At 60.6% G+C, this 21,281-nt stretch carries 19 protein-coding genes; 9 read left to right on the top strand and 10 right to left on the bottom strand.

Annotated elements, in window-relative coordinates; all coding sequences use genetic code 11:
- The first annotated feature begins 11 nt into the window (after positions 1-11).
- Positions 12-1,745, top strand: coding sequence for a methyl-accepting chemotaxis protein (locus BSP75_RS15300; protein ID WP_075113749.1), 1,734 nt, complete (start codon positions 12-14; stop codon positions 1,743-1,745).
- Between the two features lie 67 nt (positions 1,746-1,812).
- On the opposite strand, the gene trmA is transcribed toward BSP75_RS15300, so the two are convergent.
- Positions 1,813-2,946 (bottom strand): tRNA (uridine(54)-C5)-methyltransferase TrmA, encoded by a 1,134-nt coding sequence (gene trmA / locus BSP75_RS15295; protein WP_075113748.1) that lies wholly within the window; start codon positions 2,944-2,946, stop codon positions 1,813-1,815.
- Between the two features lie 170 nt (positions 2,947-3,116).
- Here trmA and BSP75_RS15290 point away from each other — a divergent pair, with 170 nt between their 5' ends.
- Together BSP75_RS15290 and BSP75_RS15285 are read left to right on the top strand one after the other, a co-directional pair.
- Positions 3,117-4,259, top strand: coding sequence for a DUF5610 domain-containing protein (locus BSP75_RS15290; RefSeq protein WP_075113747.1), 1,143 nt, complete (start codon positions 3,117-3,119; stop codon positions 4,257-4,259).
- A 90-nt stretch (positions 4,260-4,349) separates the two neighbouring features.
- A complete protein-coding gene (locus BSP75_RS15285; RefSeq protein WP_075113746.1) occupies positions 4,350-4,883 on the top strand; it encodes an ATP--cob(I)alamin adenosyltransferase in 534 nt (177 codons plus the stop codon).
- Between the two features lie 99 nt (positions 4,884-4,982).
- On the opposite strand, the gene malZ is transcribed toward BSP75_RS15285, so the two are convergent.
- From malZ to BSP75_RS15240, 9 genes are all read right to left on the bottom strand, one after another.
- Positions 4,983-6,812: a maltodextrin glucosidase gene (gene malZ / locus BSP75_RS15280; RefSeq protein WP_075113745.1), complete on the bottom strand. Its 1,830-nt coding sequence runs from the start codon at positions 6,810-6,812 to the stop codon at positions 4,983-4,985.
- Positions 6,813-6,817: 5 nt separating this feature from the next.
- Positions 6,818-7,666 carry an HDOD domain-containing protein gene (locus BSP75_RS15275; RefSeq protein WP_075113744.1) on the bottom strand — a complete coding sequence of 283 codons (849 nt, stop codon included), beginning with the start codon at positions 7,664-7,666 and terminating at the stop codon, positions 6,818-6,820.
- 70 nt (positions 7,667-7,736) lie between these two features.
- A complete protein-coding gene (locus BSP75_RS15270; RefSeq protein WP_064339147.1) occupies positions 7,737-8,153 on the bottom strand; it encodes an META domain-containing protein in 417 nt (138 codons plus the stop codon).
- 165 nt (positions 8,154-8,318) lie between these two features.
- A complete protein-coding gene (gene yegD, locus BSP75_RS15265) occupies positions 8,319-9,680 on the bottom strand; it encodes a molecular chaperone (protein WP_075113743.1) in 1,362 nt (453 codons plus the stop codon).
- Positions 9,681-9,890: 210 nt separating this feature from the next.
- The gene (locus BSP75_RS15260) at positions 9,891-10,880 is read right to left on the bottom strand and encodes a 2-hydroxyacid dehydrogenase (protein ID WP_075113742.1); all 990 of its coding nucleotides are present in this window, start codon (positions 10,878-10,880) and stop codon (positions 9,891-9,893) included.
- A gap of 74 nt (positions 10,881-10,954) precedes the next feature.
- On the bottom strand, positions 10,955-11,449 hold the full coding sequence (locus BSP75_RS15255; protein ID WP_075113741.1) for a CreA family protein: 495 nt from the start codon (positions 11,447-11,449) through the stop codon (positions 10,955-10,957).
- Positions 11,450-11,470: 21 nt separating this feature from the next.
- Positions 11,471-11,917: an Mpo1-like protein gene (locus BSP75_RS15250; protein WP_075113740.1), complete on the bottom strand. Its 447-nt coding sequence runs from the start codon at positions 11,915-11,917 to the stop codon at positions 11,471-11,473.
- A gap of 62 nt (positions 11,918-11,979) precedes the next feature.
- Positions 11,980-12,837, bottom strand: coding sequence for a hypothetical protein (locus BSP75_RS15245; protein ID WP_042059523.1), 858 nt, complete (start codon positions 12,835-12,837; stop codon positions 11,980-11,982).
- Positions 12,838-12,985: 148 nt separating this feature from the next.
- On the bottom strand, positions 12,986-13,372 hold the full coding sequence (locus tag BSP75_RS15240; protein WP_042059525.1) for a TraR/DksA C4-type zinc finger protein: 387 nt from the start codon (positions 13,370-13,372) through the stop codon (positions 12,986-12,988).
- A gap of 490 nt (positions 13,373-13,862) precedes the next feature.
- Here BSP75_RS15240 and BSP75_RS15235 point away from each other — a divergent pair, with 490 nt between their 5' ends.
- The 6 genes from BSP75_RS15235 to BSP75_RS15210 all read left to right on the top strand — a co-directional run bounded on the left by BSP75_RS15235 (position 13,863) and on the right by BSP75_RS15210 (position 21,232).
- Positions 13,863-15,194 carry a glutamine synthetase family protein gene (locus BSP75_RS15235; RefSeq protein ID WP_042656534.1) on the top strand — a complete coding sequence of 444 codons (1,332 nt, stop codon included), beginning with the start codon at positions 13,863-13,865 and terminating at the stop codon, positions 15,192-15,194.
- A 185-nt stretch (positions 15,195-15,379) separates the two neighbouring features.
- On the top strand, positions 15,380-16,741 hold the full coding sequence (locus BSP75_RS15230) for an aspartate aminotransferase family protein (protein WP_075113739.1): 1,362 nt from the start codon (positions 15,380-15,382) through the stop codon (positions 16,739-16,741).
- 53 nt (positions 16,742-16,794) lie between these two features.
- Positions 16,795-17,892, top strand: coding sequence for a polyamine ABC transporter substrate-binding protein (locus BSP75_RS15225; protein WP_082628350.1), 1,098 nt, complete (start codon positions 16,795-16,797; stop codon positions 17,890-17,892).
- Positions 17,893-18,011: 119 nt separating this feature from the next.
- Positions 18,012-19,097 (top strand): polyamine ABC transporter substrate-binding protein, encoded by a 1,086-nt coding sequence (locus BSP75_RS15220; protein ID WP_058052463.1) that lies wholly within the window; start codon positions 18,012-18,014, stop codon positions 19,095-19,097.
- 78 nt (positions 19,098-19,175) lie between these two features.
- Positions 19,176-20,330 carry a polyamine ABC transporter ATP-binding protein gene (potA, locus tag BSP75_RS15215; protein ID WP_024945572.1) on the top strand — a complete coding sequence of 385 codons (1,155 nt, stop codon included), beginning with the start codon at positions 19,176-19,178 and terminating at the stop codon, positions 20,328-20,330.
- Positions 20,327-21,232 (top strand): ABC transporter permease subunit, encoded by a 906-nt coding sequence (locus BSP75_RS15210; protein WP_075113738.1) that lies wholly within the window; start codon positions 20,327-20,329, stop codon positions 21,230-21,232. Before potA ends, BSP75_RS15210 begins: the two co-directional genes overlap by 4 nt.
- Positions 21,233-21,281: the final 49 nt, after the last annotated feature.

The following is a 21,281-nucleotide window of genomic DNA, read 5'->3' as shown; positions in this document are numbered from 1 at the left end:
GGAGGGAACCCATGCCATTCAAGGTCAAGATTTACCTCTTGCTGCTACTGGCCATTCTGGTCACCATCGGCACCGCCGGGTTCAGCGTCAACCACTTCATCAGTGGCTACATTCGCACTCAGGCCACCCATAACATCAACGAGCAGATCACCCTGGTCAAAGAGAAGCTGGCCAGCGACATCAATCAGAAAATCCTGTTGGCCGCCAACCTCAACTTCGGGGTGACCAACGTCAAGAAGACCCTGCAAGAGACCGGCTTTCACAACATCGTCAAGGTGATTGGCGACATGGCGTTCGATGTGAGCGGGGTCATCAACGACAGCGCCAGAGTCGATGCCCTGCGCAAGCTGATCCCCGCCGCCAACAACCAGATCACCGTCAGCCCGCTGCAACAGGTGGATGGCAAGCCGGTCATCACCATTCTGGTGCCGCGCGGCGCTGATTCCGCCTATCTCTACTACCTCGACATGAGCGAGTTCAAAAGCCTGCTGGAGAAGATGAGTGGCGAGGGCCGTTACTTCTCGCTGGCCGACAGTCAGGGAAACAGCCTCTATGACAGCAAGCCGCAAGGGGAGAGCGAAGCGCGCCCCAACCAGCTGGATATTCGCGGCAGCAGCTGGACCCTGACCGGCTACATCGATCTTGACTACATCCGGGCCATGACCCGGTCCCTCAACGGCCAGATCATCATGGCGCTGTTCGGTGTGGCGATCGTGGTGATGGTGTTGGCGATGCTGGCGCTCAACGTGGCCTATCGACCCATTGTCTCGTTGCGGGATCTGGTGCTGGAGCTCTCCCGTGGCAGCGGTGATCTCACTCGCCGGCTGGCGGTGACCAGCAAGGATGATCTGGGCCAGATCTCGGCCGGGATCAACCGCTTTATCGAACGGTTGCAGGAGATGATGGGAGAGGTGCGGCAGGCGAGCGGCCAGCTCAACAGCGGCATCGAGGGGTTGGCCAGTCAGACCGGCGCCGCCCAGTCCCTGCTGGCGGACCATGTGCGCGAGACCGAGCAGGTGGTGACCGCCATCAACGAGATGAGCCGCACCGCGGTCTCCGTCTCCGAGAGTGCGGCCAGCACCGCCCAGCTCACCGGCCAGAGCCAGCAGCTGGCGAGCCAGTCCCGTCAGGTGGTGGATCAGGCGATGGCCAGCGTGATGGCGCTGGTGGACGAGGTGGCGGAGACCGCCCGCTCCATCGAAGCGATGCAGCAGGATGTGCAGCAGATTGGCTCTGTGCTGGGGGTTATCGGCAGCATTGCCGAACAGACCAACCTGCTGGCGCTCAACGCCGCCATCGAGGCGGCCCGCGCCGGGGAACAGGGTCGCGGCTTTGCGGTGGTGGCAGACGAGGTGCGCTCGCTGGCGGCTCGCACCCAGAAGAGCACGGCCGAGATCCAGACCATGCTGGCCAGCCTGCAGCGCGGCACCCGGACTGTGGTGGAGGCCATGGGCAACACCAAGCAGAGCTGTCAGGGAGCAGCCGAGAACACCACCAAGGTCAACGAGTCGCTGGATCTGATGGCGGGAGAAGTGGTGGAGATCAACGATCTCATCAGTCATATCGCCACGGCGGCGGAGCAGCAGAGCGCGGTGGCCGAAGAGATTAACCGCAACATGAGCGCCATCGCCGAGGTGATCCGCCAGCTGACCCACAACGGGGAGGCAACGGTCGCCAGTTCTGCGGCGATGGGGCAGACCTACGACCGGCTGCGGGAGATAGTGGGGCACTTCCGGCTGGAGTGAGGCCGGTGTTCTGCCAATAACAAAACAGGGCCATCCGGCCCTGTTGTTGTTTTCCCTTCGGCCTGAATCAACCGGCCTTGCGGCGCAGATAGACCCCGGCTTCCATGTGATGGGTCCAGGGGAACTGGTCGAACAGGGCGAAACGGGCGATCTCGTGGGTCTCGCCCAGTACCGCCATGTTGGCCTGCAGAGTCTCGGGGTTGCAGGAGATGTAGAGGATGTTGTCGTACTCCTGCACCAGCTTGACGGTGGCATCATCGAGACCGGCGCGGGGCGGGTCGACGAAGATGGTGTTGCACTGGTAGCTCTTGAGATCGACCCCCTTGAGGCGGTTGAACTCCCGCTCGCCACGCATCGCCATGGTGAACTCCTCGGCTGACATGCGCAGGATGATCAGGTTGTCGACGCCGTTGGCGGCGATGTTGAACTGGGCGGAGTCGACGCTCGGCTTGGCGATCTCGGTGGCCAGCACCTTGCGGAAGTTCTGCGCCAGCGCGATGGAGAAGTTGCCGTTGCCGCAATAAAGCTCCAGCAGGTCCCCTTCGCTCCCCTTGGTCACATCGAGTGCCCAGGCCAGCATCTGCTCGTTGATGGCGGCGTTGGGCTGGGTGAAGCTGTTCTCCACCTGCTTGTAGGTGAGCTGGCGACCCGCCACGTTGAGCTGCTCGATGACGAAGTCATCCCCCAGACAGATCTTCTGCTTGTGGGCGCGGCCAATCAGCTGCAGTGCGAACCCCTTGGCGCGCAGGTCTGCCTGCAGCGCCTCGGCGGCCTGTTGCCACTCGGCTTCCAGCTTGCGGTGATAGAGCAGGCTGACAATGATCTGGCCGGACTGGGTGGAGAGGTAGTCGATCTGGAACAACTTGCGGCGCAGCACAGGGTGCGGGCGCAGCCCCTCCAGCAGCAGCGGCATCAACTGGTTGATGAGGCGGCTGGCAGTAGGGAAGTGGTCTATCTTGATGATCTCTTTGGTCGCCGGGGCATACATGCAGTGGAAGAGGTCATCCCCTTCGTGCCAGATGCGAAATTCGGCGCGCATCCGGTAGTACTCGGCCGGTGAGCTGTGCACTTCCAGCGCCGGGAGGGTGAAGCCGGCAAACAGCTCGGTGAGGCGAGCGCTCTTTTCGTCGAGTTGGGCCTGATAGTCGGCCGCGGTTCTAGGCGCCGGAGCGTTCGCGGAAGGCTGTTGGGACTGGGTCATAAATACCTCACATACACACCGGCCGGGCCGGGTCGAAATCGGGGGAAGGCAACAGGCCACCCAAAGGGGCCCGATTTTAAAAGCCAGCGGCAGATTGTCCAGTATTTTGTGGTCAAGAAGTGTTCAGTCAGGCCGATAGCTGATCTACAGGCATGGTGGGAGGACACATTATGCAAATCGAAGGCGTGGGCGCGGCCCAACCCAAGGGAGTGGGTGTTTCTCCCAAATCGCCGCAACAGGCGGAGTCGAAACAGGTCAAGAGCGAGGAGGAGGTCTCCTTGCACAAGCCGCCCAAGTGGGCGCAAGTGCTGATCCAGCAGGCGCTGCAGTTCTCGCTGGAGATCAACGGCCAGGGTTATCAGGCTCCCAAAATGAAGGAGCCTGAGGAGATCACCCCTGAGACCCTGTTCGACTTCCAGTCGGTGGCGGACAACGTGCTGCAGTTCGTGACCGGGCGGCTTGGTACTGCGCGGGCCGATGGTAAATCCGATGACGACCTGAGCGGGATGATGGAACAGGCCCGCAAGGGGATCGACAAGGGCTTTGGCGAGGCAAAAAAACAGCTCGGCAAGTGGGCGACCGACAACGAGGATATCAAGACCGGTATCGATCAGAGCTACAAGCTGATCCAGAAGGGGCTCGAGGAGTTCGAGAAGGAGTTCTTCGGCAAGGTCTCCCCGACCGACATGGGGCAGGCCGAGATGGCCAGCCGCCAGCAGGGCTATCTGGAAATCCAGACCAAGGATGGCGACAAGGTGGTGCTGCGCTTCAACGATAGCTGGCAGACCAAGTCCCAGAGCGGCGAGAGCGGCAGCCAGTTCAGCCTCAAGTCGAGCCAGAGCTTCAGCTTCTCGCTGGAGGGGGATCTCAACAGCGACGAGATGGAGTCCATCGGCAAGCTGGTCAAGGGGATCGACGAGCTGGCGGGGAACTTCTTCTCCGGCAACTTCGAGGATCTGCTGGACAAGGCGAGCGAGCTGAAACTGGATGACAGCCAGCTGGCCTCCTACTCCCTCAAGCTCAAGCAGAGCGTCAAGCTGAGCCAGACCTATCAGGGGGCTCACTCCCTGCAGGATCTCATCAAGCCGTTTGCCGACTATCTGCCCAAGCTGGATCAGGTGCAGAAACAGGCGGATAGCCTGCTGCCACCATCCCAGCAACAGGCGCTGACCCCGGCCGTGTTGGCCGCGAGAGGGGAAGAGGACCCGCTGCAGGTCGATCGCTTCACCAGCTTCAACCAGCGGATGCTGGAGGCGCTGCGGATGATCAGCCAGTTCCAGCCGTCTACCGAGCCTGCTGGCAAGAGCGTCTGAGCCGCCAGCGTGCAACCCAAGCCATAACCTGCCGTTTGCCAGCCCTTCCCGGTGCTGGCAAACTGGCCTTTTCTCCCATCCGGTTGCCCCATGAACCCCAAGAAGCCAAGAGACAAGCGCGAGCTCTGCTACCCCTTTATCTTCGAAACCTCGCTCAAATGTGATTTTGAAATCGCCACCGACGAGCTCTGCTGTCAGGTCGGAGCCGTGCTGTCACACCTTGCGCCGGATGCCAATACCGAGCCCATGCTGGCGGATCTCGCGGCCTTGCAGCGGCTTATCTACAACCTCAACGGCTCGGTGCGCGGCAAGCTGGGGATTTTCGATGCAGATCTTGAGTGGCTCAAGGCCCGTTATGACTACTACAACGAGGCGAGTCGCGGCAGCGTCACCGGTTTTGTGCTGCCGCAGGGGCCACAGCCCATTCCCACCCTCCATCTGTGCCGCTGCGGCAGCAAGAAGGTGGTGCGGCTGCTGGTCCGGCTGGAAGAGAGCGAGGTGACCTTCGATCCCATTCTCTATCGCTTCGCCAACCTGCTGGCCAACTTCTTCTTCGTGCTGACCGTCTACCTCAAGCAGCGCTGGCAGGTACCGGAAGTGCCCTACGTCAGCATCAACTACTGATGGCGGCGGGCAAGGGGCCAGACGCCATGGTGGATTGAGCGGAAAAAAAACCGGAGACTTTGTGCTCCGGTTTTGTTTTTCAGCGCGTCAGCCGCCCACTTAGCTGGAGATCAGCACCCTGGCCGAGTTGGCGGGGATGGTGAGCTGCACCTCGCCCTGCACCACTTCGAACTTCTCGCCATTGAAGGCGTCGGTGAAGCGGCTGGCGGGGCTGGCGGTCTGCCACAGGGGCAGACTGATGGTGCGTGGCTCGCTCGGGTGACGGTTGCAGGCCACTACCACCTGATCGCTTTGCAGGGTACGGGCGAACACATAGCTGTGGGGCCCGGCATAGAGGGTCTGGATATCGCCACGGCGCAGGGAGGGGCGCTGGCGGCGGATCTGGATCAGCCGACGATAGTGGTCGTGCAGCACATGATCCCAATCTGTGGTATCCCACGGGAAGCAGCGGCGGCAGTCCGGGTCGTTGCCGCCGGAGAGCCCTACTTCATCGCCGTAGTAGATGGACGGCACACCGATATAGGTGAGCAGCAGGGTGGCGGCCAGCTGCATCCGCTGCTTGTCCTCGCCCAGCAGGTGGAGGAAGCGGGCGGTGTCGTGACTGTCCAGCAGGTTGAACTGGGCCAGCTGGTTCTTGAACGGGATGTGGGCCCGCGCCAGCTTGAGCCAGCGATCCAGCTCTTCGGCACTGATCTTGATGGGGTGGTAGGCGATGTCCTTGCCAGCCAGGAAGGCGCGGACCGGGTGGGCGAAGCCGTAGTAGTTCATGGCGCCATCCTCCTGATCCCCTTGCAGCCACTGGCTCGCCTCGAAGAAGTGTTCGCCTAGCACATAGGCGTCCGGGTTCTCCTGCTTCACCGCCCCGCGAATGGCGCGCACGTGACTGCGATTGCCCTCGGCGGTGCCGCGCTCGCCCAGCATGTGGATGACGTCAAAGCGCCAGCCATCGATCTGGTAGGGGGCGCGCATCCAGTAACGGAGGATGGCGTCGTCGGCCCGATAGACGGCGTCTTGTACCTTCTCGCAGGAGAAGTCGAGCTTGGGCAGGCTGCGAATGCCCTTCCAGCTGACGTAATCCCCTTCGTTATCAAAGGTGTAGAAACTGCGCCACGGGGAGTCCGGGTTGCTGTTGGCCCCCAGCGGCGGGCAGAACCAGGGGTGCTGGGTCGAGGTGTGGTTGACCACCGCATCGAGAATGATCTTCATGCCACGCTGGTGCAGGTTGCGGGTCAGCTCGGCGAACTGCTCGTTGCTGCCGAGGTGAGCATCCACCTTGAAGTAGTCCTGGGTGTCGTACTTGTGGTTGCTCGGCGAATCGAAGATGGGGTTGAGGTAGAGCGCTGTCACCCCGAGAGACTGCAGGTAGTGCAGCTTGGCATCGATCCCCGCCAGATCGCCGCCGTAAAATTCGCAGGCGCCGTGGCCCTCTTCGTGGCGGCTGACCGGCTCGCCCCACGCCTTGCTGATCACCGCCTTGCCGCGGTACTCGTATTCGTGATGCTTGACGCTCAGCGACGGATCGCCGTTGCAGAAGCGGTCGGGGAAGATCTGGTAGAACACCTGATCCTGCACCCAGGCTGGTGGTTGGTGCAGGCTGTTGAAGCGAAAATGCTGCTCCCGTGGCGGCATGGCGGGGCTGACACCTGCCCCGTGCAGCCACCACTGCGCCTCGTCGGTGAGGCACTTGAAGCAGTAGAGGTGGATATCCTGCCCCTTGCCAAGTGGCAGGGTAGCTTGCCACACCTGCAGCCGGTCGCGGGTGGAGACCGCCGTCATCGGGATCAGGTACTCCTCGTTATCCGGCTCGTGGCGCAGCCACACCTCGCGGATCGGGGCGTCCAGTTCGGTGAACAGGGTCAGTTGCAGTGCGTCGGCGCTCTCTTTGAACCAGGGCGACACCTGGGGATGAAACAGAAACGGATGGGTCATGATGCTTATTGAGTCAGAAGATCGGCGAGGGCGTTACCCTGTTCGTGGAGCGTTTCGAGCTGGCCTGCCAGCGACTTGGGATCCAGTCCCAACTGGTCGGCGAGCGGTTTGGGGAAGCGGGCGATAATGGCCTGGGCAGGCACTCCCGCATTCCAGGCGAAGGAGATAAACACGGCGAGGCGGATCAGCACCGCCTCCTTGCTGACCGGATCGTGGGAGAGCGGGTCAAGCTGCTGGGAGATGGCATCGACGAAGGCCTCTGAGAGGCTCCAGCGCCGCGCCAGCTCGGCACCGAGCTGGGCATAGTCGTAGCCCAGCATCTCCCGTTGGGCCTCGACCCGGCTGCTGCCGTTCTGGATCGCCAGATTGATGAGTTCCGCCTCTTCCGGCAGGGTGCTCTGGATGAGCAGTTCACCGATGTTGTGGATCAGGGCACAGGTAAAGGCGGTCTCGGGATCCAGTGCCTTGGTCTCCTGCGCCAGGGTCTTGGCAATGGTGGCGACCTGGAAGGTCTCGGTCCAGAACTTGTTCTTGTCGAAGCTGGGCGGGGCCTTGAAGCTGCCGATGATGCCGGAGGCGACCACCACGGAGCGCAGCCGGTTGAAGCCGAGCCGGATCACCGCCTGTTCGATGGAGGTCACTTCGTTGCCCCGGCGCAGGGCGGCCGAGTTGGCCATCCGCAGAACCTTGACGCTGATCACCTGATCCATGGCGATCTTGGCCGCAATCTCGTCGATGCGGGCATTCTCGTCGTTGAAGCTCTGCATCAACTCGTGCAGCAGCTTGGGAATAGTGGGGAGTTGTTTGATCTTGTCAAACAGGCGATCCATCGACATGGCTGAGGCAGCCTCCATTGCGAACTCTGCCTCATATTGTGCCACAGCCGGACAACATGTTCCTGTTTGTGATGCGGCTTTGTGAGCGCTAGAACACCCAGTCGCGCAAGGTGTATTCCAAACGGTGCTGTTTGCCCTGCAGGATCAGGTTCTGACTGGTACCGCTCAAGGTCGCCCCCTCGGTTAGAGTGGTCAGCACGGCCTGTTCTATGGTGTCCAGCGGCGGCATGCAGGCCATTTCTGTGCTGCCCAGACTGGTGACCCACAGCTTGTCATCTTCCAGATGGCCCTGACCGAAGTAGCGGTTACAACCGGCGATACCGTTGACGGTGAAGTGCTCGCCGATCTCGAAATCGGGGGGATTGTCGCGGGGGGCCTCGATCGGTTGGCCATCCAGTTTGCTCAGAACCCAGTGGTGGTGTTGCAGATCTTGCTGAACAAAGGCGGTCGAGCTGCAGCCAGCGAGCAGTAACAGGGGGATCAGCAAAAAGGGCAATCTGGGCATGAGGGGGCTCCGGTTGGGGGAGCGTCAAGAATACCCCTTTTGAGCATACGGGAGCAGGGTGCGAGAGGGGATGACCGACCGCTTCTGTCGCCCCTTGTCCCGCACCACTGTCGCTTAATGGCAACACCTTGGTGATATTGCCATCAGTTTGCGCTATCTCGGGGATCAGTTGGCGAATAGACGTTCGGCATAACGGGCAAGACCGGCGGCTACCGAGCCGAAGTCATCACCCCCCTCGAGCGGGATGGACGGGAGCTTCTGGCGGATAAAGCGGGCGATCAGCGGTGAGCGGGCGCTACCGCCGGTGACGAAGATGCGATCCGGCTGCACACCGGCGGCGGCAATCGCTTCGTCCATCAGCTCGCCAATCTTCTCCAGCAGCAGGGCCGAGGCGTTGGCCAGCTGGTCGCGGGTCAGCTCCGCTTCCAGCCCTTTTTCCAGCTCGGCCAGCGACTGGCGATTGAACTCCTGCTCCGAGAGGGCGATCTTGCCCTGCTCGGCGCGCCACACCAGCTGGTGGCTCAGCTTGTGGGCCCGCAGGCTGGCCAGCCGTCCCAGTTTGCTGCCCGGCAGGCTGTCGAGCTGCAGATCCTGCAGCTGGCGGGCGGTATCGAGGCTGTAGAAACGGCTCTGGGCGCTGACGTCGTTGATGGCGGCCGCATCCCAGAACAGCGGGTGGGGCAGCGGCTTGCCGGTCTTGAGGGTCTCGTGCATGCCGAGCAGCGGCATCATCCCCTCCACCGTCAGCCGGATATCGAAGTCGTTGCCGCCGATCCGCTGGCCGCTGTGGCCGAGCAGGTCGCCGCTGCGATCCAGCTGATCGCGGTAGCTGGGGCCCATCCGCAGCATGGAGCAGTCGGTGGTACCGCCGCCGATATCCACTACCAGCACCACGGCGTCTTCGGTGAGGCGCGCCTCGAATTCAAACCCGGCGGCCACCGGTTCATAGAGGAACTCCACCTGCTCGAAACCGGCCAGACGGGCCGCCTCGGTCAGGATGGCGATGGCTTGGCTGTTGCTATCTTCCCCCGCCAGACCCTGGAAGTTGACCGGACGACCGATCACCGCTTGGCGGATCGGGGCGCCGAGCTGCTGCTCCGCCTGCTGGCGGACGTGGAGCATCATGGCGCAGACGATGTCTTCAAACAGGGCGATCTGGGGTGCCTTGAGGCCATAGGCACCGAGGAAGGATTTCGGCGATTTGATGTAGTAACCGTCGTCCGGCTCCTCCAGATAGCGCTCCAGCGCGGCACCGCCGAAGCTCAGTTCGTCGATCAGCCCCTCTTCGCGCATCTGGCGGCGAACCATCTGGGCACGGGTGACCACGGGGCCACGCAGCTTGAGGTACTCCGCCTGCTGGGTGGGGGCCAGCCCTTCGGCCAACAGACCGGCGATAGCATCCCGGTGGGGGGCATGCAGGGTGGAGGGGAGATAGCGGGATGCGCCAAGATTCAGCAGCCTGGGGCTACCTTGTTCCATCACGGCCACGGCACAGTTGGAGGTACCGTAATCAAATCCGATGAACATGTTTGCCAGACTCCAGAGTAAGAACGGAGGGCTGGCCTACCCGAAGGTGCCGGGTCTCACCACCCGACGCATGGTCGGAGGTACCGTGAGCAAATCCGATCAACATGGGCGCCAGACTCCTGAATAAAAAAGGGGGGCTAGCCTACCCGAAGGCGCCGGGTCTCACAACCCGGCGCACAGCAATGAAGAACAGGATGAAGGGATTAGCCCTTATTCCACTTCGTTGTCGCAGCGGCCCTGGTTCTCGATGGCGCGGATATTGCCGAGGGTGGTATCGGCGATGGCGTGCAACGCCTCGCGGGTCAGGAACGCCTGATGGCCGGTGAACAGCACGTTGTGGCAGGCAGACAGGCGGCGGAACACGTCATCGGTGATCACCTCGTTGGACTTGTCGGAGAAGAAGAGATCCTCTTCCTCTTCGTAGACATCCAGCCCCAGCGCGCCGATACGGGAGGTCTTGAGCGCCTCGATAGCGGCGTTGGAGTCGAGCAGGCCGCCACGGCTGGTGTTGATGATCATCACCCCGTCCTTCATCTTGGCAAATGCCTCCTTGTTCAACAGGTGGTAGTTCTCTTTGAACAGCGGGCAGTGCAGGCTGATGATGTCGGATTGGCGGAACAGAGTATCGAGATCCACGTACTCGGCACCCAGCTCGATGGCTGCGGGATTCTGGTAAGGATCGTTGACCAGCAGGCGAACCCCGAACCCCTTGAGGATGCGCAGGGCGGCCAGACCGATCTTGCCGGTGCCGATGACGCCAACGGTCTTGCCATGCATGTTGAAGCCGACCAGCCCTTCCAGCGAGAAGTTGGCGTCGCGGGTGCGCTGATAAGCCTTATGGATGCGGCGGTTGAGGCACATCATCATGCCGACGGCGTGTTCTGCGGTCGCCTCGGGGGAGTAGGCGGGCACCCGCACCACTTTCAGCCCCAGCTCTTTGGCGGCGGCCAGATCCACGTTGTTATAACCGGCGCAGCGCAGGGCGATCACCCGGGTGCCGTTGGCAGCCAGTTCGGTCAATACCTCGCGGTCGGCATCGTCATTGACGAACAGACACACCACCGGGAAGCCGTGAGCCAGTCGGGCCGTTTTGGCCTCCAGCCGCACATCGAAAAACTCCAGGTCGAAGCCGTACTGGCTGTTGGCCTGGTTGAAATGCTCTTTGTCATAGCTCTTGGTACTGAATACGGCGACTTTCATGGTATGTGCTCCGCAGCGTGTGTGTCGTCAAATTACAACAAAATGGGTCGGCCATCACCGGACAGACCGGCTGGTTATTGTCCCCACGGCATAATGGGAACTGCGCTGACTGCACTCTTGTACGAACCATCCACCAGTTTGGTGCTGTAGGTCAGGTAAACCAGCGCATTGCGTTTCTTGTCGTAAAAACGCACCACTTTCTGTTCCTTGAACACCAGTGAAGTGCTGACGTCGAACACCTCTTCCCCCGCCTTCAATTTCTCGGGCAGGGTGATGGGGCCGATCTGGTGGCACGACAGGGAGGCGTGGGAGGGATCTTCCGCCAGTCCCAGCCCGCCTTTGACGCCGCCGGTCTTGGGGCGTGCCAGATAGCAGGCGACGCCGTCGATGCGCGGGTCGTCGAACGCCTCCACCAGGATCTTGTGGTTGGGGCCAAACAGCTTGAAGGCGGTACTCACTTCACCGACCGGGTCGGCCTTGTCGGCCAGTGCCGGGCCGGCAAACAGGGCCCCCAGCAGCAGGGGCAGGGCGCGGTGCAGGGCATTATGTCGCGTGTGGTTATGTGTCATGGTCTCTCCTGTTGGCCCTCCTCAGTAGGGAAGGCGCAAGCGACGATAGAGGCTGGCAAGCACCCAGGCGGGGCCTATCAGCAGAAATTGCAGGTCGGCGAGGAAGGAGGGGCGCTTGCCCTCGATCTTGTGGCCGACAAACTGGGCTATCCAGAGCAACACGAACGCTGCCACGGCTGGCCACAACAGCGGCCCCTGCCACTGGTGGCAGATCCACAGTCCCAGCGCGGTCAGCCCGGCCATCCCCGCGAACAGCGAAAACGACAACTGCAGATAGAACAGCAACACCGGAATGGCCGCCACTGCCGCCCAGTTGAGTGGCTCTGGCAAGGGCCCGTGTGGCAGACACCAGAGCAGCGCCAGCGAGCAGAGATAGATGCCCGGCACCGCTAGCTTGTGGATGGCAACGTTGACCGGATGGCGATGGCTCTGGCCGTACTCCGCAAACCACTCCTGGATTCCCTTCATGGCACCTCCCTGGCGCATTGTGCTCACGCTGCCCGACCCTCATGGTCAGGCGCTCGGAATGCTTATCCCTGCGGTGGATAATCCCAATATTGGGCCGGAATGGATTTTAGCAACGGGGTCATGTCCGGATTGGGCAGGGCGATGGTGACCCGCTGATCGAGGTTGGCGCTGGCCAGCGCTTCGCGGATCTTGGGGTTGTCATGGAAGAATTTCATGAAGCTGCCGTCGGCATAGGCCCGCTCCAGCCCGGTCTGAATCGCCTTGGCCAGCTTGGGGTATTCGGGGCTGACGAAGAAGAACTGGGCGAAGGGGTAGCGGATCAGCAGATGCTGCTCGATGGCGAGGTTGGGATACTGCGCCACCAGCTCGCTGCGCTCGGCGAAGATCTCCACCAGGGCGCGCGGGAAGAAGTCGATCTTGTCGCCGTCGTTGATGAGGCGAAACAGGCTGCTGTATCGGCCGGAGAAGGTCGGGATACCGGCATTTTCCAGAATCTTGTTATCGGCCCACCCCACCCCTTGCGCCGCCTTCAGCTGTTTGAGATCGGCCAGGGTATTGATCTGGTTGAACTTCTCCTGAGCATCCGCGTGGATGAATGACAGCCGCAATCCTTCCAGCCCGCGAAACAGCGGAATGGGGACGGCAATCAGGGAGGATTCGAGTGCGCTGGAGGTGCCCATCCAGAAGACGTTGATGGTCTTGCCCTTGCTCAGCTGCTGCTGGAGGGTAAACTGGTTGAGGTCGAGTTCGACAGGCTGGATGCGAAAAGGTTGCCCGGAGCGGGTCAGGGCCAGTTCCAGCAGCTTGTACTGGTACTCCTGGTCAAGATTGTTGACGGGACGGCTGGGGACCTTGACCGTCAGAACCTGTGCTTGTGCCAGCAGCGGCAGGCACAAACACAGCTTGATGAGCCATTTCACTCTCTGTTCTCCTGTAGATTCCGGAACGTGTCCGGAGTCTAACAGAACTTGTCACCATCTTGTTGCGAGGCGGTGTGCAAGGTTTGAGCGTTGGGCCCTGCCTTGCTGGCCGCCTGTTGCACCAGAATGGTGACGGTTCTTCGAAGAATCAGGCGACGCGACGGAACACGTGGGTATCGTTAAATTCCTTGGTGCTCTGGCATTCGACGCAGAAACGGGATTCCGGACGGGCATGCAGCCGCTTTATGGAGATCTCGTCACCGCAAGATTCGCAGTAACCAAAATCCCCTTCGCTGATGCGCTTCAATGCGCCCCGCAGCTTGCGAAGGTGCAGTTTGTCGTGCTCGATGCGGTTCAGCTCCAGACGGCGGGCTTCCTCGATACTGGCACGGTCAATTTCATCAGCCATCTCGTTGGTGTCGGTGGCGATGGCCTGGCTGGCCTGGGAGTTCAGGCGCTCTTCGAGCTCGACGATCTGTCGCTCGATCTGCCCCTTGTAAAAGGCCAGTTGGTCTTCAGTCATGAAATCACACATACGATTAACTACCAGTCAGTTTACTAACCCAATTATCCCTGTTTATGGGGGCTGTCTGCCTACAGACCAAGCCCTTGTATCCCGATTTGCACCTGTTTCATGCAAGAGAGTGCAAATCAGGGCGGGCCTTGTACCAAAAAAATGCAGCCAAGCAAAGCAAATAGGGTAAGGATTGTGCGCCTTTGCAAAAAAATGGCCCGTTCCGACGGGGGATTGGTTGTGTTCCGGCACCCGCGGCCCCCTCTGTTGGCATCGGCTTTGCAATGCTCAGCAAGGGCGGGATCGGCGGGTGGAGTCCGGATTTGAGTGTTTAGTATTTGGTGCCGACCTGGTCATTATATGCGCCGTTATTTATAGTTTTTTAAACACACCCGCTTGACATTGCCCTTGATGGCGGGCTTTTATGGTGATGTTGATTACAATTTTATAACAAGGGTGTTCCATATATTAGACACTCTTGCCAATGGCAACCGTAAAGTCGGGGTTTAACATGGACAGTATCAAAGGCTGGATGGAGAGCAATCGCATCACGGAAGTGGAGTGTCTGTTCCCGGATTTCACCGGCAACGCCCGGGGCAAGATCATCCCAGCCAACAAGTTTTTGCGCGAAGGGGGCATGCGTCTGCCCGAGGTGATTTTCACCCAGACGGTGACCGGCGAATATCCGGATGACGACAGCATGATCGACCCGCTGGAGCGGGACATGCAGCTCTATCCCGACCCCAACACCATCCGTTTTGTCCCCTGGGCGCTGGAGCCCACCGCGCAGGTTATCCACGACTGTTTTGACATCAACGGCAAGTTGATCGACATCGCGCCGCGCTCCGTGCTGCGTCGGGTTCTGTCATTTTACGAGAAGCAGGGCTGGAAGCCGGTGGTCGCCCCCGAGCTGGAATTCTATCTGGTCAAACGCAACGAAGACCCCGATTACCCCCTAGTGCCGCCGGTGGGTCGCAACGGCCGCCCGGAGACCGCCCGCCAGTCGTTCAGTATCGATGCGGTCAACGAATTCGACCCCATCTTCGAAGACATGTATGACTACTGCGAGGCGCAGGAGCTGGAGGTGGACACCCTGATCCACGAATCGGGTGCCGCCCAGATGGAGATTAACTTCCTGCACGGGGATGCCATCGATCTGGCGGATCAGGTGTTTCTGTTCAAGCGCACCATGCGCGAGGCGGCCCACAAGCACGGCATCTACGCCACCTTTATGGCCAAGCCGATGAGCGACGAGCCCGGCTCCGCCATGCATATCCACCAGAGTCTGGAAGATGTGAACGGCCACAACCTGTTCGGTACCGCGAGCGGCGGCAACAGCGAACAGTTCATGCACTTCATCGCCGGTCTGCAGAAATACACCCCGGCGGTGACCGCCCTGCTGGCCCCCAACGTCAACTCCTACCGCCGCCTCACCTTTGGCGAGAGCGCACCGCGCAACGTCCAGTGGGGCGTAGAGAATCGCACCTGCGGTCTGCGGGTGCCCTTCTCCGACCCGAGTGCGCGCCGGGTGGAGAACCGTTTCGCCGGTGCCGATGCCAACCCCTATCTGGCGCTGGCCGCCACCCTGGCCTGTGGCTATCTCGGCATGATGGAGAAGCTGGAGCCCATGCAGGAGATGAAGTCGAGCGCCTATGACCTGCCCTACAGCCTGCCCCGCTCGCTGGAGGAGGCACTCAGCCATCTCGAACAGTGCGAGCCTATCAAGGAGATGTTGGGCGAGCGCTTCACCCGTGCCTTCGTGGCGGTCAAACGCAAAGAGTACGAGACCTACTTCGGGGTGATCAGTCGCTGGGAGCGGGAGTTCCTGCTGCTGAACGTCTGATCCCTCTGTGACGGGGAGGCCTGAGTCGGCCTCCCCGATCCCTGTATCGAAGACACCGGAAGCGAGTCAGGTGGCGGTAGCCACCTGTGAGTGGTTGTGGCTGCGAGTATGCCAGCCCACCTGACTACCAGCCTGACTATTTGACGACTGAATCTTGCTAAATCGAAGGAACCGAGGAGCAACAAATGCAGCAGACAACCCGTGAGTGGCAACAACTGGATGCCAGCCACCACCTGCACCCCTTTACCGACTTTCAGGCCCTGAACAAGAAGGGCTCGCGCATCATTACCAAAGCCAGCGGCGTCTATCTGGAAGATTCCGACGGCCACCGCATTCTCGATGGCATGGCAGGCCTGTGGTGCGTCAATATGGGCTATGGCCGCCAGGAGTTGGTGGATGCCGCCACCCGTCAGATGCAGCAATTGCCCTACTACAACCTCTTCTTCCAGACCGCTCACCCGCCGGTGATCGAGCTGGCGACCCTGCTGGCCGAAGTCACGCCGTCTCACCTCAACCACGTCTTCTTCACCGGTTCCGGCTCCGAGTGCAACGACACCGTGCTGCGGATGGTGCGCCACTACTGGGCCAGCAAGGGGCAGCCTGATAAACAGGTGATCATCAGCCGTCACAACGCCTATCACGGTTCTACCGTGGCGGGGGCGAGTCTGGGCGGCATGAAGGGGATGCATGCCCAGGGTGGCCTGCCCATTCCCGGCATAGTGCACATCGACCAGCCCTATCACTTCGGTGAGGGGCAGGGGATGAGCGCCCACGAGTTCGGGCTGGAGCGGGCCCGTCAGTTGGAGCAGAAGATTCTGGAACTGGGGGTGGACAAGGTGGCCGCCTTTATCGGCGAGCCGATCCAGGGAGCGGGGGGCGTCATCATTCCGCCTGACAGCTACTGGCCGGAGATCCAGCGCATCTGCGATCACTACGGCATTCTGCTGATCGCCGACGAGGTGATCTGCGGCTTTGGCCGCACCGGCCACTGGTTTGCCAGCGAAGGGTTTGGCATCAAGCCGGACCTGATGTGTCTGGCCAAGGGGATTACCTCCGGTTACTTGCCGCTCGGCGCTGTGATGGTGAGCGACCGGGTCGCCAAGGGGCTGGTAGAGGAGGGGGGCGAGTTCAACCACGGCTTCACCTACTCGGGCCATCCGGTCTCTTGCGCCGTGGCGGTGGCCAATATCCAGCTTATGCAGAAAGAGAGCATAGTTAAGCGAGTGCATGATACCATCGGCCCCTATTTGCAGCGCCGCTGGGCCGAGCTGGCCGATCATCCGCTGGTGGGGGAAACCCGTGGCCGCGGGCTGGTGGCCGCGCTGGAAATTGTGCAGGACAAACAGACCAACCGGCGTTTCCCGGCGCACGTAAATGCGGGGATGACCTGTCGGGAGTTCTGCTTTAACAATGGCTTGGTGATGAGGGCGGTAGGCGATACCATGATCATATCGCCCCCCTTGGTGATCACCGAGGAACAGGTTGATGAATTGGTCGATCTGGCCAGGCGCAGTCTGGATCTGACAGCCGAAAAGCTGAAAGGTTGAGGTGGGTCGGGCAGGTTGGCATGCGCATACAATTTGCTTAGGAGACAAGGATGATGTCTTTCAAAACAGGAGTGATCGCTGCCTCTGTGGCTCTGGTCATGGCAAGTGCCGGAGCAATGGCTGAAGAGAAGGTGCTGCACGTCTACAACTGGAGCGACTATATCGCGCCGGATACCCTGGATAACTTCCAGAAAGAGACGGGCATCAAGGTGGTGTATGACGTATTCGACAGCAACGAGGTGCTGGAAGCCAAATTGCTGGCGGGTAGCTCGGGCTACGACATCGTGGTGCCATCCAACCCCTTCCTGGCCAAGCAGATCAAGGCGGGCGTGTTCCAGAAGCTGGACAAGTCCAAGCTCTCCAACTGGCAAAATATGGATCCCGGCCTGCTCAAGGCGCTCGAGCCGAGCGATCCGGGTAACCAGTACTCCATCCCCTATCTGTGGGGCACCATCGGTTATGCCTACAACGCCGAGAAGGTGAAGGCCGTGCTGGGGGCCGATGCCCCGGTTAACTCATGGGATCTGGTGTTCAAGCCGGAGAACATGGCCAAGCTGAAAGAGTGTGGCGTCTCCTTCCTCGATTCACCGACCGAAATGCTGCCGGCCGCCTTGCAATACCTGGGCTTCAAACCGGATAGCCAGAAACCGGCCGAGCTGAAGAAGGCAGAGGAGCTGTTCCTCTCCATCCGTCCCTATACCGCCTATTTCCACTCCTCCAAGTACATATCGGATCTGGCCAACGGCAACCTTTGCGTCGCGGTCGGTTACTCCGGTGACTTGCAGCAGTCCAAGGCGCGGGCGGCTGAAGCCAACAATGGCGTGGCGCTGACCTACACCATTCCGAAAGAGGGGGCGGGCAGCTTCTTTGACATGATCGCCATTCCGGCGGATGCCAAGAACGTCGAGGCTGCCCACACCTTCATCAACTATCTGATGAAGCCTGAGGTGATCGCCAGTATCACCAACGTGGTGCAGTTCCCGAACGGCAACAAGGCGGCAACCCCTCTGGTGGATGAGGCGATCCGCACCGATCCGGGTATCTACCCCGATGCGGCAACCCTGCAGAAGATCTACACCTTCCCGGATCTGCCGGCCAAGGTGCAGCGAGTGATGACTCGCAGCTGGACCAAGATCAAGTCCGGCAAGTAAGTAACGAATACCCCTCCCGGTCCGCAGTTCGGCCGGGAGGGTAGTGATGCCATCCATCCGGATGGGCCGCGCGAATGGATGCGCAGACGGTCAACCACTGCAACAGGAGAACTGACACCGTGAAGACAACCAAATTGCTAACCATAGCGCTGACCATGGGATTGGCGAATGTGGCTCAGGCTGCGCCAGAGCTGCACTTCTACAACTGGTCAGACTATATCGGCGAGACCACTCTCAGTGATTTCCAGCAGGCGACCGGGATCAAGACCGTCTATGACGTGTTTGACTCCAACGAAACCCTGGAAGGCAAGTTGCTGACGGGGCGGACCGGTTACGATTTGGTGGTGCCCTCCAATAATTTCCTGGCCAAACAGATAGAGGCGGGAGCGTTCCAGAAGCTGGACAAATCCCTGCTGCCCAATATGGCCAACCTGGATCCCGTACTGCTCAAGCAGCTCGACAAGGTGGATCCGGGTCATCAATACGCGGTGCCCTATCTGTGGGGAACCAACGGCATCGGCTACAACGTCGACAAAATCAAGGCGGTACTGGGGGTCGACAAGATTGACTCCTGGGCGGCCATCTTCGAACCGGAAAACATGGCGAAACTCTCGCGCTGCGGCGTCGCTTTTCTCGACTCCGCCGACGAGATGATCCCTGCCGCTCTCAACTACCTCGGACTCGATCCAAACAGCCACGAACAGGCTGATATCAAACAGGCCGAGGCGCTGCTGCTCAAGGTGCGGCCGTATGTGACCTACTTTCACTCCTCCAAATACATCGGCGATCTCGCCAATGGCGATATCTGCGTGGCAGCCGGTTTTTCCGGCGACATCCTGCAGGCCGCTGCCCGCGCCGATGAGGCTGGCAAGGGGGTGAAGATTGCCTACAGCATTCCGAAAGAGGGGGGCAATCTGTGGTTCGACATGATGGCGATCCCGGCCGATGCCACCAATGTCAAAGAGGCGCACGCCCTCATCAACTACGTCCTGCAGCCCGAAGTGATTGCCAAGGTCAGCAACTATGTGGGCTATGCCAATCCCAATGCCAAAGCGGCAGCGTTTATGGATGAAAAAGTGCGTGACGACGAGTCTGTTTATCCACCACAGCCGGTGCTGGCGAGGCTTTATGTGTCGCAGACACACCCTCGCGCAGTGATGCGGCTGATGACCCGGAGTTGGAACAAGATCAAGTCCGGAACCTAACCTTGGTGCCCGTTCGGGGGCGCCAAATCGCTTTTATGGATCGGCCGTGAGGTCGGTATCACGTTGGGGAGTTTGGTAATGGCGATAGCCTCCAGTGCCTACAAGAAAGCCCTCGAGGGCAGTCAGCAGCGCAAAGAAGTGCTGGTGAAGATTGATCGGGTAAGCAAGCAGTTCGACGAAACGCTGGCGGTCGATAACGTATCTCTCAATATCCACAAGGGCGAGATTTTCGCACTGCTCGGTGGTTCCGGCTCCGGCAAATCGACCCTGCTGCGGATGCTGGCCGGTTTCGAACGCCCGACCGAGGGGCGGCTGTTCCTCGACGGGGTCGATATCACCGACATGCCGCCTTACGAGCGCCCCATCAACATGATGTTCCAGTCCTACGCCCTGTTCCCCCATATGACGGTGGCGCAGAACATTGCCTTCGGCCTCAAGCAGGACGGCCTGCCCAAGGCGGAGGTCGATGCCCGGGTGGAGGAGATGCTCAAGCTGGTGCAGATGACCCAGTATGCCCGTCGCAAGCCGCACCAGCTCTCCGGTGGTCAACGTCAGCGGGTGGCGTTAGCCCGCTCGCTGGCCAAGCGTCCCAAGTTGTTGCTGCTCGATGAACCCATGGGGGCGCTCGACAAGAAGCTGCGTTCCAAGATGCAGCTGGAGCTGGTGGAGATCATCGAGCGGGTCGGGGTTACTTGCGTCATGGTGACCCACGATCAGGAAGAGGCGATGACCATGGCGGAGCGGATCGCCATCATGCACCTCGGCTGCATCGAGCAGATCGGCAGCCCGATGGATATCTACGAGACCCCGGCCAGTCGGCTGGTGTGCGAGTTCATCGGCAACGTCAACCTGTTCGATGGCCTGCTGGTGGAGGATGAGCAGGACCACGCGACTATCGCCTGCGCCGATCTGGAGCAGCCCATCTATGTGGGCCACGGCATCAGCTCCCGCGCCGAGAACAAGAAGGTGACCTACGCCCTGCGGCCGGAAAAACTGCTGATGAGTCTGCAAAAGCCGGAGGAGATCGAGCACCCGGACTTCAACTGGACCAAGGGTGAGGTCTATGACATCGCCTATCTGGGCGGCCACTCGGTTTATCACATCCAGCTGCCCTCGGGCAAAATCGTTCAGGCTTTCATCGCCAATGCCGAACGCCACGGCAAGCGGCCAACCTGGGATGACCAGGTGTTCCTCTACTGGGAAGATGACAGCGGCGTGGTGCTGCAATCATGAAGTTCTTGCAACGACTGAAGCGGGTCGGGGGGCGCCGGCTGGTGATCGGCATCCCCTTCTTCTGGCTGTTCCTGTTCTTCCTGCTGCCCTTCGTCATCGTGGTGAAGATCAGTTTCGCGGAAGCGGATGTGGCGATCCCGCCCTACACCGACGTGGTGAGCTGGGCCGACAATCAGCTCACCATCCTGCTCAACATGGGCAACTACCTGCTGCTGCAGGAGGATGAGCTCTATATCGCGGCCTATCTGGGCTCCCTCAAGATGGCGTTCATCAGCACCCTGCTCTGCCTGCTGATTGGCTATCCGATGGCCTACTCCATCGCCCGGGCCAACAAGGAGACCCAGACCGTGCTGCTGCTGCTGATCATGATGCCGACCTGGACCGCCATCCTGATCCGGGTCTATGCGTGGATGGGGATCCTCAGCAACAACGGCCTGCTCAACAGCGTCTTGCTGGGGATCGGGCTGATCGACGAGCCGCTGCAGATCCTCAACACCAACCTGGCGGTCTATATCGGCATCGTTTACTCCTATCTGCCGTTTATGGTGCTGCCGCTCTACGCCAATCTGGTCAAGCATGATCAGAGTCTGCTGGAGGCCGCCTCCGATCTCGGTGCCCGCAACCTGACCCGCTTCTGGCGGATCACGGTGCCGCTCTCCAAGAACGGCATTATCGCTGGCTGCATGCTGGTATTTATTCCGGTAGTGGGGGAGTTCGTTATCCCCGAAATGCTGGGCGGCCCGGAGACCCTGATGATCGGCAAGGTGTTGTGGCAGGAGTTCTTCAACAACCGCGACTGGCCGGTCGCCTCTGCGCTGGCGGTGGTGATGCTGGCGGTGCTGATCATTCCGATCATCCTCTTCAACCGTAACCAGGCCAAAGAGCTGGAGGGTAAAGCATGATGAAAACAGCGTTGTTCAATCCCGTATCCAGCCGCTGCAACCGTAACCA

It is taken from the genome of Aeromonas sp. YN13HZO-058 (assembly GCF_001921245.1).
GTDB classification, from domain to species: Bacteria; Pseudomonadota; Gammaproteobacteria; order Enterobacterales; family Aeromonadaceae; genus Aeromonas; species Aeromonas allosaccharophila.
The sequence above is the reverse complement of the archived record's forward strand: the minus strand, read 5'-3'. Positions and strand labels throughout refer to the sequence as shown.

Coding starts and splice junctions, on each gene's coding strand:
- BSP75_RS15300 (WP_075113749.1), top strand. CDS start 12: ATGCCATTCAAGGTCAAGATTTACCTCTTGCTGCTACTGGCCATTCTG.
- trmA (WP_075113748.1), bottom strand. CDS start 2,946: ATGACCCAGTCCCAACAGCCTTCCGCGAACGCTCCGGCGCCTAGAACC.
- BSP75_RS15290 (WP_075113747.1), top strand. CDS start 3,117: ATGCAAATCGAAGGCGTGGGCGCGGCCCAACCCAAGGGAGTGGGTGTT.
- BSP75_RS15285 (WP_075113746.1), top strand. CDS start 4,350: ATGAACCCCAAGAAGCCAAGAGACAAGCGCGAGCTCTGCTACCCCTTT.
- malZ (WP_075113745.1), bottom strand. CDS start 6,812: ATGACCCATCCGTTTCTGTTTCATCCCCAGGTGTCGCCCTGGTTCAAA.
- BSP75_RS15275 (WP_075113744.1), bottom strand. CDS start 7,666: ATGGAGGCTGCCTCAGCCATGTCGATGGATCGCCTGTTTGACAAGATC.
- BSP75_RS15270 (WP_064339147.1), bottom strand. CDS start 8,153: ATGCCCAGATTGCCCTTTTTGCTGATCCCCCTGTTACTGCTCGCTGGC.
- yegD (WP_075113743.1), bottom strand. CDS start 9,680: ATGTTCATCGGATTTGATTACGGTACCTCCAACTGTGCCGTGGCCGTG.
- BSP75_RS15260 (WP_075113742.1), bottom strand. CDS start 10,880: ATGAAAGTCGCCGTATTCAGTACCAAGAGCTATGACAAAGAGCATTTC.
- BSP75_RS15255 (WP_075113741.1), bottom strand. CDS start 11,449: ATGACACATAACCACACGCGACATAATGCCCTGCACCGCGCCCTGCCC.
- BSP75_RS15250 (WP_075113740.1), bottom strand. CDS start 11,917: ATGAAGGGAATCCAGGAGTGGTTTGCGGAGTACGGCCAGAGCCATCGC.
- BSP75_RS15240 (WP_042059525.1), bottom strand. CDS start 13,372: ATGTGTGATTTCATGACTGAAGACCAACTGGCCTTTTACAAGGGGCAG.
- BSP75_RS15235 (WP_042656534.1), top strand. CDS start 13,863: ATGGACAGTATCAAAGGCTGGATGGAGAGCAATCGCATCACGGAAGTG.
- BSP75_RS15230 (WP_075113739.1), top strand. CDS start 15,380: ATGCAGCAGACAACCCGTGAGTGGCAACAACTGGATGCCAGCCACCAC.
- BSP75_RS15225 (WP_082628350.1), top strand. CDS start 16,795: ATGTCTTTCAAAACAGGAGTGATCGCTGCCTCTGTGGCTCTGGTCATG.
- potA (WP_024945572.1), top strand. CDS start 19,176: ATGGCGATAGCCTCCAGTGCCTACAAGAAAGCCCTCGAGGGCAGTCAG.
- BSP75_RS15210 (WP_075113738.1), top strand. CDS start 20,327: ATGAAGTTCTTGCAACGACTGAAGCGGGTCGGGGGGCGCCGGCTGGTG.